The organism is Micromonospora sp. BL1 (assembly GCF_003667485.1).
In the GTDB taxonomy this organism is placed as follows: Bacteria; Actinomycetota; Actinomycetes; order Mycobacteriales; family Micromonosporaceae; genus Micromonospora; species Micromonospora tulbaghiae.
The window spans coordinates 38,453-51,259 of sequence record NZ_RCVK01000284.1 but is presented as its reverse complement, the minus strand read 5'-3'; the positions used below and the strand labels follow the sequence as shown (position 1 = coordinate 51,259).

Sequence of the window (12,807 nt, the reverse complement as noted above, 5' to 3'; positions counted from 1 at the left end):
CGGGTCAGTCGGTTGCGGCGAACGCCGCCTGGACCTCTGCGGCGCTCAGCGCGCCCTGCCACACCTGGACACGGTCGATGTCACCGTTGAAGTAGTCGGTGGGCGCGCCCCACTTGCCTCGGCCGACCGCCAGCCCGCCTGTTCCGTGCCACGGGTTGAAGGTGGGGGTGAGCTGACTCAACAGATTGCCGTCCACGTAGAGGCTCATCGTCCGGCTCGTGGCATCCTGCACGGCCGTGAGGTGCGTCCACTGGTTGACCAGGCAGGTGCCGCCGGTCACGTAGAACCCGGGCGCGGCGGTCGAGTCGCCGGAGCGGAGCATGATCGACCACTTCGACCCGTTCGCGTCGGTACGACAGCTCAGGAACGAACTGGAGATGTTCACGCCGTCCTGGGCGATCACCGTGCGGGCGCCCGCGCCACCTGCGAACCGCACCCACGCCGAGACGGTGTACGACTGGTCGGTGCGCAGCACCGGACCGCTGGTCTGTGCGGCACCCGAGATTCCGTCGAAGCGCAGGGCAGTCGATCCGTTGAAGCCCTCCGTGGTCCAGTTCGCGGCCGGTGCCGGACCGAGAGTCAGTGGCGTCCGGTAGTCGGAGGAGTCGCCCGATTCCCTCGGCTCGTCCTGGTCGTCACTGTCCATGTCCCACTGGCCGACCCGGACGGGCGCCACGATCTCGGACAGGTCCGTCTCCGGGTCGATGACCCGGTCCCAGACCCGGGCCTCGCTGATGGCACCGTTGATCCAACCGGTCGGTGCCCCGTTGCGCGCGGCACCGATCATCAGCGGCCCGGACGCGGACCACACGGAGGCGTTGGTTATGCCCACGCCCTTGCGGACCCCGTTCACGTACAACGAGAGCTGGTTGGTCGAGCCGGCATCGTAGACACCGGCGAGGTGTACCCACACGCCCGGTTGCACCGGCCCGGTACCGCACGCGGGTGACGGGGTCGCCAGAGCGTTCACCGTGTCCGATGCGTAGCTGACCCAGCACCATCGCTGCTTCGCCGGATGGTACTGGAGTTCGAACGGGCTCTTGTTCGTGCCGACCTGCGCCATGACCACCCCACCAGCCACATCGGCGCGGACCCAGGCCGCAAAGGAGAAGCTGCGGGTGGTGTCGATGACCGGGCCTGTGGTCGCGGCCTGATCGTCGCCGTCGAACTTGACCGCCCAGTCCTTGCCGCTTCGCCGGCTCGTCCCCAGCACACGCGAGTCCGCCCAGGCCGGGGACGGGCTCATGGTCGCCACCGGAGCGCCCTCGACCTTGTTGTTCAGGATCAGACCGGTTCCCTCATCCATCGCCCAGTGCGCGACCGGACCGGACGGGTCGCCTGCCAGGAAGGCGTAGTCGTAGGGGGCGGACGAGTTCCCGGCCTGGTCGCGGCTGCGGACGGTCAGCACGTTCTCATGCCGCAGGGTGGGCGTCGCCACGGTGGTGGCGGTGCCGCCGAGACTGCTGGCACGGACGACCATCTCTGGACCACCGTTCATCTGGTAGACGTAGTCGTATACGTCTGCGGCACCGTTGGCCGAGAAGGTGAAGCGCCCGGTGTAACCGACCGATCCCCGCAGGTCCTGGTTCGTGCCCCGGGGCGGCGACTCCAGGTAGAGGCCGTCGGCGGCGACAACTCCGGGGGTCGCCTCGGGTGCTGAGTAGTCGACGGAGAACTCGCACCAAGGGGACGCCGTGGAGGAACCGCCGAGCGTGTCCTTGGTCTGCACCTGCCACCGGTAGATCTCGCCGTTGACCGTCTTCGCGGACAGCTGCAACTCGGCCTTGGCTCCGGGCGCGACCCCGGAGTCGGTCTTGGGCCAGCCGGACACGTTCGTCCAGGTGCCACCCACCAGCTTCTGGAGGGTGAAGACGCCGGAGAGGCTGCCACCACCGCTGCCGTCCGGGTCACTGACCGTCGCCTTCAGCCACGGGAAGTCCGAGCGCACTGCCGGCCGTGACGTACCGGTCACACACGCCTGCGGCGGGGCGGTGTAGCCGGCGTGGGTCGACAGTTGTGCAGCCGTCGGGGTGTTGGGGTTGGTGTTGTACTCCACCGTCAGCTTGGTCTGCACAGGGTCGAACTTCTTCCACCAGTTGCTCGTCGACTCCGATGTGCCGTCGGACTCGCGGGTCGACAGCGCCAGCGTGTAGATCTCCTGGCCCCGGTTGGCACTGATGTCCGCGGTGACGTTCGGGCTGGCGAACTCCATCGGCTGATCCGGCTGGGGGTCGTCGGAGCAGCCCTCACCGGTGGATGGCTTGTGCGCGTGCCCGGACCGCTTCTCCAACCAAGTGGAGAAGCTCGGCCCGGACCAGGTCTGCTTGCCTGTGGTCGCCATGTCGGCCGTCCGCCAGAGGTTCACTGGGGTGTTGCCGCAGTCCCACGAGTGCGTCATCTCCGTCAGGAACTTGGCGCTGCGGATGGTCTTGCCGGACAGCGACGTGAGCTTGAACGAGAAGTACGACCGGTAGGTGCCGGACCCCTCGGGGTCCCGGCCGACGCGGGCCACACCATCGTTGCGGGTCGCGTTGTTGGTGCTCGAGTAACCCCACCGGGTCTTCTCGATCGTGCTCCACGGATCGATGACCACTGGGAAGACCGTGGTCTTGCCGCGCAGCAGCGCCTGGTCCGGCACGATGACCAGGTCGTCGCCCTGCACCCGGGTCGGAATCTCCGCCTTGCGCGCGTGGTCCGGCGCGACCCGCAACGACTCGCGCCGGTCCCAGGCGGCGAAGTCGGCTGCCGCCCGGCTCGTCCCCGCAGGAGCCTTCGGCGCCACCCCGGCCGAATCCCACATCAGCGCACCGCCCGCGGACAGCATCGGGCTACCGGTCGGGTCGACCACCTCGAATCCGCCGCCGGCCTTGGACCGCTTGGTCAGCGACCCCGTCGTCCGCAGCGAGAAGCGCAACTCGTTCAACATCGGGTTCGCCGCGGCCTGCGCGGACTTCACCACGAGCGCCCAGGTGAACCCGTCGCGCAAGGCCCGCAGCCGCAGGTCCACGTCCGGCAGCACCGAGGCGTAGACGGCGGTGTCGCCGTCGAGCGAGGGGGCCGGGAGCTCCCCCGGCCAGGACAGCGACACCTGCCCATCGGCCACCGGCAGCCGAATCGCCGGTGCGCTTCCGCCCTGGCTGAACGACACGTCGGCCAGCGTCGCCACGGGCCCCAGCGAACCGTCGGCTCGCCGTTCGAGCCGGGTATCGATCCGTTGCCACGAGTTGTTATTACGAGTCTTCGTCCACTGCGGCTCCACGTATGACTCCAGCACCAGGTTGCCCTGGGGCGTGGCGAGCACACGTGAGTTCTCGCTCTTGAGGCTGGTGACCTCGACCTGCATCTTGAGCTTCCTGGCCTGCGCCAGCGCGTCGACCTCGCCCAGCACGGGTACGTCCGGGGACGCCGGCGGTTCGGCCACCGCTGGCGACGGCAGCAGGGTCGGGCTGCCGACCGCGATCAGGGCTAGCGTGACGACTGCGGCGGCGAAACCGCGACGACGCCACGCGAAAATCGATCCAGGTGCTCTCACCTAGACACTCCTCATTGCGTTTGGCACGTCATAGGGCCGTGCGGGGCACGGGACTCAAGGCGTGGAAATCAAGAACCTGTAACGGACGGCGGTCGCTCCGGCGCCCGACGTCGGCATGTGTCAGCGCGAGCGGCTCTCAGCGGGCGAGTTGATCGACGACTGGTCGGCGAGAGTGGCTCAGCGCGACGGTCGTTCTACAGATCAAGCTCAAGTTCATGACAGCCCCCGTTCATTGCTCCTCAGCGATGCGACAGTAAAGATCAGCTACACGCCCTGTAAAGAGACGTCACAACTGGTTAGCGCAAACCGCCCACATGCTCCCGAGGCCGTCACCGCCGTCACCGTCCGCCACTGGCGTCTCGCATGTGCGGCTGGCAGCCTTACCACGTCGATCCGGTGATCGTGGCTCCGTCCACAACCGTCAGCTTGTCCACAGGGCAGCCGCATCCGTCCCGCCGCCCCGGGCCGCCCCGGCGCATCCTGGCCGGCATGACGAACCGGAACCGAGCCGTCGGGGCGTACGGCGAGCGGTGCGCGCTACGGCACCTGATCGAGACGGGCCTGCGCCCGGTCGCCCGCAACTGGCGCTGTCCCGAGGGCGAGATCGACATCATCGCCTGGGAGGGCCCGGTCCTCGCCATCTGCGAGGTCAAGACCCGCCGTGGCGAGCAGTTCGGCTCCCCCGCCGAGGCCGTCGTGCACGCCAAGGCCCGCCGGCTGCGCGGCCTGGCCGCCCGCTGGCTCGCCCAGACCGGGACCACCGCCGACGAGGTCCGCTTCGACGTGCTCTCCGTCCGGCTCCCGCTCACCGGCCCCGCCCGCGTCGAGCACCTCCGCGGCGCGTTCTGACATGGGGTACGCGAAAGTGCTGAGCGTCGGCCTGGCCGGAGTCGCCGGGCACCTCGTCGAGGTCGAGGCCGACCTGGCGCCCGGACTGCCCGCCGTGATCATCTCCGGCCTGCCGGACACCGCGCTGCACGAGGCGCGCGACCGGGTCCGCGCCGCGATCGTGAACTCCGGCCAGAAGTGGCCCAACCGGCGCATCACCCTCAACCTGCTTCCCGCCACCCTGCCCAAGTACGGCTCGGCGTTCGACCTCGCCATCGCGCTCGCCGTCCTGGCCGGCTCGGGCGAGCTGCCACCGGTCGCCCTGGACGCCACTGTCGTGCTCGGCGAGCTCGGCCTCGACGGCGCGGTACGCCCCGTCCGCGGCACGCTGCCCATGGTCGCCGCCGCCGCCCGCGCCGGGCACACCCGCGTCGTCGTGCCCGCCGGCAACGCCGCCGAGGCGGCAGTCATCCCGGGCGTACGGGTGCACGCGGTCGACACCCTGCACCGGCTCGTCGCCCACGTCCGCAACGGCAGTCCCCTGCTCGCCCCACCCGCCCACGTGCCGCTCGGCGGCCCGGCCGGGCCCGACCTGGTCGACGTGGCCGGGCAACCGCTCGGGCGGCGCGCCCTGGAGATCGCCGCCGCCGGAGGCCACCACCTCGCGCTGCTCGGCCCACCCGGCGCCGGCAAGACCATGCTCGCCGAGCGGCTGCCCTCGATCCTGCCGGAGCTGGACGACGAGGCAGCTTTGGAGGTGACCGCGCTGCACTCGATCGCCGGCCTGCTGCCGCCCGGCGGCGGGCTGCTGCGCCGTCCCCCGTTCCAGGCGCCGCACCACACCGCCACGGTGCCCGCGCTCGTCGGAGGCGGTTCCGGGCTGGCCCGGCCCGGCGCGGTGTCGCTCGCCCACCGCGGGGTCCTGTTCCTGGACGAGGCGCCCGAGTTCGGCAAGAGCGCGCTGGAGGCGTTGCGGCAGCCGCTGGAGAGCGGCCGGGTGCGGGTGGCGCGTACCCGCGGTGCCACCGAGTACCCGGCCCGCACCCAACTGGTGCTGGCGGCCAATCCCTGCCCGTGCGCGAAGCCCTCCGGTGACGTCGACTGCGAGTGCCCGCCGCTGGCCCGGCGACGCTACCTGGGACGGTTGTCGGGTCCGCTGCTCGACCGGGTGGACGTGCAGGTCAAGCTGAAGGCGGTACGCGCGGCGGAGCTGCTGAGCACCGACGCCGCGCAGGAGTCATCGGCCACCGTCGCCGCCCGGGTGGTCGCCGCGCGGCACGCCGCCGCCGATCGCTGGGCGGCCACCGGGCACCGGGTGAACGCCGACGTCCCCGGCCCGGACCTGCGCCGGCCGCCGTGGCACCTGCCCGCCCGGGTCACCAGGGATCTGCGCCACCGGCTCGACACCGGTTCGTTGTCCGCGCGCGGCTACGACCGCGTACTCCGTCTCGCCTGGACCATCGCCGACCTGGACGGGCGGGACCGGCCCGGCCACGACGACGTGGCGGAGGCCATCCAGCTCAGGACCGGGGAGGTCGCGTGAGCGCCGACGACCGCCGGCTGGCGCGGGTGGCGCTCACCTGGCTCGCCGAGCCCGGCACCCGGTCGGTGTACGCCCTGGTGGAGCGGATCGGGCCGGTCGCCACGCTCGACCTGCTGCTGTCCGGCGAGGCGCCGGAACGGGCACTCCGGTCGGCCGTCGCGGCGCGCGGTGCCTCCGGTGACGCCCGGGCGGTCGCCGCGGAGGCGCTGGCCCGCGGCGAACGGCTCGGCGCCCGGCTGGTCACCCCCGAGGACGACGAATGGCCCGCTCAGGTCGGCGACCTGCGCCGGCTGGCGCTGTCCGGGGCCACCCGGCGGGTCGACGTGGAGACCGACCCGCCGCTCTGTTTCTGGGTACGCGGGGCGTGGCCGCTCGGTGAGGCGCTGGCGCGCTCGGTGGCGGTGGTCGGCGCCCGGGCGGCCACCCCCTACGGCGCGCACATCGCCACCGAGCTGGGCTACGGCCTGGCCGACCGGGAGTGGACAGTGGTCTCCGGTGGGGCGTTCGGCATCGACGCCGCCGCGCATCGGGGCGCGTTGACGGCGGGCGGGCGCACCGTCGCCGTGCTCGCCTGCGGGGTGGACCGCCCGTACCCGATGGGCAACGCCGCGTTGTTCGACCGGATCGCCGAGACCGGCCTGCTGGTGAGCGAGTGGATTCCGGGCGCGGAGCCGCTGCGGCCACGGTTCCTCATCCGCAACCGCGTGATCGCGGCGGCGACGAGCGGCACGGTGCTGGTCGAGGCCGCCGCCCGCAGCGGCGCCACCCAGACGCTCAACCGGGCGCTCGGCCTGCGCCGGCCGGCGATGGTGGTGCCCGGACCGGTGACCTCAGCGATGTCCGTCGGCGGGCACGAGGTGCTGCGGGAACGGCCGGAGGCCCGGCTGGTCACGAACGTCGCGCACGTGCTGGAGGAGGTGGGGCGCATCGGGTACGACCTGGCCCCGCCCGCCCGGGCGCCCGAGCGCGCACGGGACCGGCTCGACGAGGAGGCCACCCAGGTGCTGGAGGCGTTGCCGCGCCGCCGGGCGCTCGACCTGGAGAGCGTCGCGGCGCGCGCGGGCGTGGATTTGCGTACCGCCATGCGCAAGCTGTCCATGCTGGAGGAACTGGCGATGGTGGTACGCCGCGACGGCGGCTACGCGCTCGCGCCCTCGTCACCGGCGGCCCGGACGTGAACGCGTCAGTCGCCCTCGAACCGGATCTCGGCGTCGCGGCGCTCCGCGCACCGGCGGACGAGCCGGGCCAGCCGGTGGACGTGGTCGACCTCGGCCGGCGCTCCGGCCACCTCGGCCAGGCACCGCAGCTCGGCGAGCAGCTGCGACATCCGCTCGGCGCCCACTGTCAGCTCGCCGAGCGGGTCGACACGGTCCAGCAGCGGGGTCCGGCCACCGCCGCGGACACGCTTGAGCAGGTCGAGCAGCACGTCCTGCGGGTCCGCGACGACCTCGATCGAGACGTACACGGGCCGGCGGCGACTGTCACCCGCCGACACCTGCCGGTAGAGGACGGCGTCCACTCCCACTCTCGGCCCTCCTCGTAGCGGCGTCACCGTCACGGGGACGCGTTCGCCTGATCGCGGCCGGATCGACCCTCCGTCAGGGCCGGCTCGGCCACGCTGCCCGCCGGTCGCCGCACCGGAAGCGTGCCGCAGCATGAGTTTCCCCTGTCCAGACCCGCTTCTGCCACCCCCGTTCCACGCGTCGGCACTGATCCGGCGCCGGAAGGGCGCGTCCGACGTGGCGGACGGCACACGCCGGCCGACCGACCGACGCCGGACGGCGGAGTGACGGCCGGGCCGGCTCGGTGAACGGCGGGGACGGCGGCACGGCGGACGAGGGCACTTCCGCCTTACGCTGGGACGGTGATCGTCGTCCGCCTCCCCCGCCGCGACCGCGTACGCCCGGACCGGGTGCCGCGGTGAGTCAGCGGCGGCGCGGCACGCGGGACGCGCACGAGGAGCTGCCCGCGTCGATGCGCGAGGCGGTGGACGACTTCGCCGACCACCTGTCGCGGGTCCGCAACCGCTCCGTCCACACCGTCCGGGCGTACGTCACGGATCTCGTGTCGCTCCTGGACCACGCCGTCCGGATGGGCTGCGCCGAACTGCCGGAGCTGGACCTCGCCGTAGTTCGTAGCTGGCTGGCGAAGCAGCGGACCATGGGCGCGGCCCGGACGACGATGGCACGGCGCGCCGCCGCGGCCCGGACGTTCAGCGCCTGGGCGCACCGGACCGGCCTGCTCGCCGACGACGTGGCCGCACCGCTGGCCAGCCCTCGGGCCCGGCGGGAACTACCCACCGTGCTGCGCGCCGACCAGGCCGCCGCCCTGGTGGAGGCGCCGTCGCAGCAGCGTCCGGGCCCGCCCAGGGCCGACCGCTCGACGGCCCACCCCGACGGCGCCGGGCTCGGACGCGACGACGGAACGACCGCCGAGGCGGCCGGCGACGGACCGCCCGACGCGGTGCTGCTGCGCGACCGGCTGCTGCTGGAACTGCTCTACGGCACCGGGGTACGCATCAGCGAGGCGTGCGGCCTGGACGTCACCGACGTCGACCAGGCCCGCCGGGTGGTACGCGTGCTGGGCAAGGGCGGGCGGGAGCGGTCGGTGCCCTACGGAGTGCCGGCCCAGCGGGCGCTGGACGCCTGGCTGCGCGACGGGCGGCCCGCCCTGCTGGCCCCGGGCTCGGGCCGGGCGCTGCTGCTCGGGGCGCGGGGCGGACGGCTCAACCCGACCACCGCACGGCGGATCGTTGCCGCGTGGGCCGGGGCCGCCGGGGTGCCGCGGGTCACGCCGCACGGGCTGCGCCACTCGGCCGCCACGCACCTGCTCGAAGGCGGCGCGGACCTGCGCGCCGTACAGGAGTTGCTGGGGCACTCGTCGCTCGCCAGCACGCAGATCTACACGCACGTCTCGGTGGAGCGGCTCCGCGCCGCGTACCGGCAGGCCCACCCCCGCGCCTGACCGCCACGGGCGCGCAGGCAGCGTCGGTGGCACGGTCTGCGGGCGGAATCCGCCCAGCGCATGATCCATCTCGGGCTAGGATCGACGGATGACGGTGCCGCAGCCACCCGAGCCGATTCCCGGGGCTCGGCTGCTCTTCTCCCTCGATCCCTCCGTCAGCCATCTCAACCACGGCTCGTTCGGCGCCGTACCGATCGCCGTGCAACGCGCCCAGCAGCGCCTGCGCGACGAGATGGAGGCCAATCCGCTGCGGTTCTTCACGCAGGGCCTGGTCGACCGGATCGCCCACGCCCGGCGGCACCTGGCCGCGTTCCTCGGCGCCGACCCGGACGGGACCACGCTCGTCGGCAACGCCACCACGGGCGCGGCCGTCGTGTTGCAGTCGCTGGCGCTGCGCCCCGGCGACGAGATCGTGACCACCGACCACGGGTACGGGGCGGTGGCGCTGTCGGTCACCCGCGAGTGCGGCCGCACCGGGGCGGTGTCCCGCACCCTGCCGGTGCCGCTGACGGCCACCGACGAGGAGGTGGTCGAGATCGTCCGCAACGGGTTGCGCCCCGGGCGTACCAAGCTGCTGATCGTCGACCAGCTCACCTCGCCGACCGCCCGGCTGTTCCCCACCGCGGCGATCGTCGCGGTGGCCCGGGAGCAGGGCGTGCCCGTGCTGGTGGACGCCGCCCACGCGCCGGGCATGCTGCCGGCCACAGTCGCGTCCGTCGGCGCCGACTTCTGGGTCGGCAACCTGCACAAGTGGGCGTACGCGCCGCGCGGCACCGCCGTGCTCGTGGTGACGCCGCAGTGGCGGGAGAAGATCCAGCCGCTCGTCGTCTCGTGGGAGCAGGACAGCGGGTTCCCGGTCCGGGTGGAGTGGCAGGCGACGCTCGACTACACCGGCTGGCTGGCCGCCCCGGTGGGCCTGTTCACGTTGCGCAGCCTCGGCGTGGACCGGGTACGCGCGCACAACGCGGCGCTGGCCGCGTACGGGCAACGGGTCGTGGGGGACGCGCTCGGTGTGGCGCCGGAGCGGCTGCCGGAGCCGGGCGGACCGGCGGTCGCGATGCGGCTCGTGCCGCTGCCGCCCGGTGTCGCGACGACGCTGGACGCGGCCCGGGAGCTCCGGGCCCGGATCGCCGACCGGCTCTCCGCCGAGGTGTCGGTCGCCGGCTGGAACGGGCGCGGCTACCTGCGGCTGTGCGGCCAGGTCTACAACACCCCCGACGAGTACGACCGGCTGGCCGTCCGGCTGCCCACGCTGCTCGCCCAGGGCTGAGCTGCGCGCCGCCGACCGGCGCCGCCGCCGATCAGCCGGCGACAACCGCGGAACCGTCGGAGACGGGGTGCAGCGGCAGCAACCGCACGCGGCCGAGCCCGAGCAGGGCCAGCGGATCGAGGTATTCGGTCTCGCGCCGCAGGCCCCAGTGCAGGCAGGCCGCCTCCGCGCAGCCGGGATGCCCGGCGAGCAGGTCGCCGACCGGCGTGCCGGCGTCCACGCGGGTACCGGCGGTGAGCCGGGAGCGGACCGGCTCGTATGTGGTGCGCAGCCCGTCGGCATGGCCGACGGTGAGCACCGGCCGGCCGGCGACCGACCCGGCGAACAGGACGGTCCCCGCACCGGCCGCCAGCACGGGCGTGGCGGGTGCGGCGGCGAGGTCGACGCCCCGGTGCCCGGACAGCCAGGGCTGCGGCGGCGGGTCGAACCGCCGCACCACCCGGGGAGCGCCCGGCAGCGGCCACCGGAACCGCCCACCGGGCGCAGCCCGGATTCCCGCCCCGAGACACCCGCCATCGGATCACCGGCTGCCGAGGCACCCGCCGCGGAACCGGCGAACGGCCCGGCCACGAACGAATGGGCGCCCGCCGCGGACCCGGCGAACGGCCCGGCCACGAATGAATGGGCACCGGCCCGGGACGACGGCGGCCCGGCCGAGGACGACAGCGCCGCCCGGGACGGCGCGGAGGCGCCCGGCAGGCAGGCGACGAGGACCAACACCGGCAGCACGGCCCGGCCGACGTGAGAGATGGAGGAACGCACGCCGGACACCCTGCCCACCACGGGCACGTCCCGCGAGCCCCGCACGACCGCACTGTGGACGACGCACCGGCTGTGGACGAGCGCCGGAATCGGGGCCGATCTGCTACGGCCCGGACGCCTATGCTGGCCGGGTGACGAAGGACTGGTACGCCTGGCACAGCGACTACGACCAGCCCGAGTCCGCACTGGCCCGGCGACTCGCCGAGGTGCGGCAGCGTGTGGCCGACGCGCTGGACGTGGCGCCGCCCGGCCCGCTGCGCGCGTTGAGCCTCTGCGCGGGTCAGGGCCGCGACCTGATCCCGGTGCTGGCCGCCCATCCCCGGGGCGGCGACGTGACCGCCCGCCTGGTCGAACTGGATCCACGCAACGCCGACCTGGCCCGCCGGGCGGCCGCCGACGCGGGGCTCACCGGCGTGGAGGTGGTGACCGGGGACGCCTCGCTGACCGACCGCTACGCCGACCTGGCCCCGGCGGATCTGGTGCTGGCCTGCGGCATCTTCGGCAACATCACCGACGACGACATCCGGGCCACTGTGCGGCACTGCGCCTCGCTCTGCGCCACAGGCGGCACGGTGCTGTGGACGCGGCACCGGCGCGAGCCGGACCTGGTGCCGGTCATCTGCGAGTGGTTCGCCGAGGAGGGCTTCGAGTCGGTGGCGGTGAACAGCCCGGCCGACGGTGTGGGCGTCGGCGCGCACCGCTTCACCGGCACGCCCCGCCCGCTGGCGGCGGGGGCGCGGATGTTCACGTTCGTGGGCTACGACGTGCTGGAGCGGACGGAGCAGTCATGACCACTGTGGACGACGTCAGCCGGCCCTCCCGGGTGGCCGGGCCGGACGAGGCGATCAGTGCCGAGGAGCTTCAGCTCGCCGCGCGTAACCACGGCATCCCGCTGGAGGCGCTGCGGTACGACGTGACCCCGGCGGGCCTGCACTACCTGCTCATCCACTACGACATCCCGGACGTCGACCCGGCCGCGTACGCGCTGAGCGTGTCCGGCGCGGTCGAGCGTCCACTTCGCTTGGACCTGGCGGCGCTGCGCGACCGGCCTCGGGTGACCCACCGGGTCACGCTGGAGTGCGCCGGCAACGGCCGGGCGCTGCTGCATCCCCGGCCGGTCAGCCAGCCGTGGCTGGTGGAGGCGGTGGGCAACGCCGAGTGGACCGGTACGCCGCTGGCGCCGCTGCTGCGCGAGGCCGGCCTGTCCGGCGACGCGGTGGACGTGGTGTTCACCGGCGCGGACCACGGGGTGGAGCGCGGTGTCGAGCAGGACTACCAGCGGGCGTTGCCGGTGGCCGACGCGCTGCGCGAGGAGGTGCTGCTGGCGTACGAGATGAACGGCGCTCCCCTGCTGCCGCAGCACGGCGCGCCGCTGCGCCTGATCGTGCCCGGCTGGTACGGCATGGCGCACGTGAAGTGGCTGCGCGACATCAGCGTGACGACCGGGCCGTTCGACGGCTACCAGAACGCGGTGGCCTACCGGTTGCGACGCGACGCCGACGACCCGGGCGTGCCGGTGACCCGGATCGAGCCGCGTGCGCTGGTGCGTCCGCCCGGGTTCCCGGACTTCATGTCCCGCACCCGGGTGCTGCGGCCGGGACCGTGCACTCTGGACGGCCGGGCCTGGTCCGGTCACGCGCCGGTGACCTCGGTCGAGGTGACTGTCGACGGCGGCGAGACGTGGACACCGGCGGTCCTGGACGAGCCGGCCGGTGGCGAGTGGGCGTGGCGCCGGTGGTCGGTGAGCTGGACGGCGACGCCGGGGCGGTACGTGCTCGGCGCCCGGGCGACCGACGCGTCGGGGCGTACCCAGCCGGTCGAGCAGCCGTGGAACCGGGGTGGGTTCGCGAACAACCTGGTGCAGCGGGTCGAGGTGGTCGTGCCGGCGGAGTGATCCCGGGCGGTCAG

At 73.6% G+C, this 12,807-nt stretch carries 9 protein-coding genes and 1 pseudogene; 7 read left to right on the top strand and 3 right to left on the bottom strand.

From position 1 onward, the window contains the following. Nucleotides 1-4: 4 nt before the first annotated feature. The gene (locus EAD96_RS20935) at nt 5-3,532 is read right to left on the bottom strand and encodes a LamG domain-containing protein (protein WP_147457910.1); all 3,528 of its coding nucleotides are present in this window, start codon (nt 3,530-3,532) and stop codon (nt 5-7) included. Nucleotides 3,533-4,021: 489 nt separating this feature from the next. Between EAD96_RS20935 and EAD96_RS20930 the strand changes: the two genes are divergently transcribed. Genes EAD96_RS20930 through EAD96_RS20920 form a run of 3 tightly spaced genes read left to right on the top strand, consistent with a single transcriptional unit; the run spans nt 4,022 to nt 7,081 of the window. Beyond that, nucleotides 4,022-4,381 (top strand): YraN family protein, encoded by a 360-nt coding sequence (locus tag EAD96_RS20930; RefSeq protein WP_121685516.1) that lies wholly within the window; start codon nt 4,022-4,024, stop codon nt 4,379-4,381. A gap of 1 nt (nt 4,382) precedes the next feature. Continuing rightward, nucleotides 4,383-5,903: a YifB family Mg chelatase-like AAA ATPase gene (locus tag EAD96_RS20925; protein WP_121685496.1), complete on the top strand. Its 1,521-nt coding sequence runs from the start codon at nt 4,383-4,385 to the stop codon at nt 5,901-5,903. Then, nucleotides 5,900-7,081: a DNA-processing protein DprA gene (locus EAD96_RS20920; protein WP_121685495.1), complete on the top strand. Its 1,182-nt coding sequence runs from the start codon at nt 5,900-5,902 to the stop codon at nt 7,079-7,081. Before EAD96_RS20925 ends, EAD96_RS20920 begins: the two co-directional genes overlap by 4 nt. Nucleotides 7,082-7,086: 5 nt before the next feature. Here EAD96_RS20920 and EAD96_RS20915 read toward each other — a convergent pair whose 3' ends face one another. Next, on the bottom strand, nt 7,087-7,428 hold the full coding sequence (locus tag EAD96_RS20915; protein ID WP_121685494.1) for a hypothetical protein: 342 nt from the start codon (nt 7,426-7,428) through the stop codon (nt 7,087-7,089). 449 nt (nt 7,429-7,877) lie between these two features. Between EAD96_RS20915 and EAD96_RS20910 the strand changes: the two genes are divergently transcribed. Beyond that, complete coding sequence (locus EAD96_RS20910; protein WP_199733248.1) at nt 7,878-8,867, top strand: tyrosine-type recombinase/integrase; 990 nt, start codon at nt 7,878-7,880, stop codon at nt 8,865-8,867. Nucleotides 8,868-8,955: 88 nt separating this feature from the next. Beyond that, nucleotides 8,956-10,137: an aminotransferase class V-fold PLP-dependent enzyme gene (locus tag EAD96_RS20905; protein ID WP_121685492.1), complete on the top strand. Its 1,182-nt coding sequence runs from the start codon at nt 8,956-8,958 to the stop codon at nt 10,135-10,137. Between the two features lie 31 nt (nt 10,138-10,168). Here the strand turns inward: EAD96_RS20905 and EAD96_RS20900 are convergent. Beyond that, a pseudogene (locus EAD96_RS20900) lies at nt 10,169-10,638 on the bottom strand (M23 family metallopeptidase); the annotation flags it as partial. A gap of 392 nt (nt 10,639-11,030) precedes the next feature. On the opposite strand from EAD96_RS20900, the gene EAD96_RS20890 reads away from it, so the two are divergent. Together EAD96_RS20890 and EAD96_RS20885 are read left to right on the top strand one after the other, a co-directional pair. After that, entirely contained in the window at nt 11,031-11,690 is a 660-nt protein-coding gene (locus EAD96_RS20890; protein WP_121685489.1) for a methyltransferase domain-containing protein, read from the top strand. Beyond that, entirely contained in the window at nt 11,687-12,793 is a 1,107-nt protein-coding gene (locus EAD96_RS20885; RefSeq protein WP_121685488.1) for a sulfite oxidase, read from the top strand. The genes EAD96_RS20890 and EAD96_RS20885 overlap by 4 nt, the downstream gene beginning before the upstream one ends. Nucleotides 12,794-12,807 lie beyond the last annotated feature (14 nt).

Bases quoted from the DNA above. Each gene is read 5' to 3' on its own strand.
- EAD96_RS20930 (WP_121685516.1), top strand. From the start codon at position 4,022: ATGACGAACCGGAACCGAGCCGTCGGGGCGTACGGCGAGCGGTGCGCG.
- EAD96_RS20925 (WP_121685496.1), top strand. From the start codon at position 4,383: ATGGGGTACGCGAAAGTGCTGAGCGTCGGCCTGGCCGGAGTCGCCGGG.
- EAD96_RS20910 (WP_199733248.1), top strand. From the start codon at position 7,878: ATGCGCGAGGCGGTGGACGACTTCGCCGACCACCTGTCGCGGGTCCGC.
- EAD96_RS20905 (WP_121685492.1), top strand. From the start codon at position 8,956: ATGACGGTGCCGCAGCCACCCGAGCCGATTCCCGGGGCTCGGCTGCTC.
- EAD96_RS20885 (WP_121685488.1), top strand. From the start codon at position 11,687: ATGACCACTGTGGACGACGTCAGCCGGCCCTCCCGGGTGGCCGGGCCG.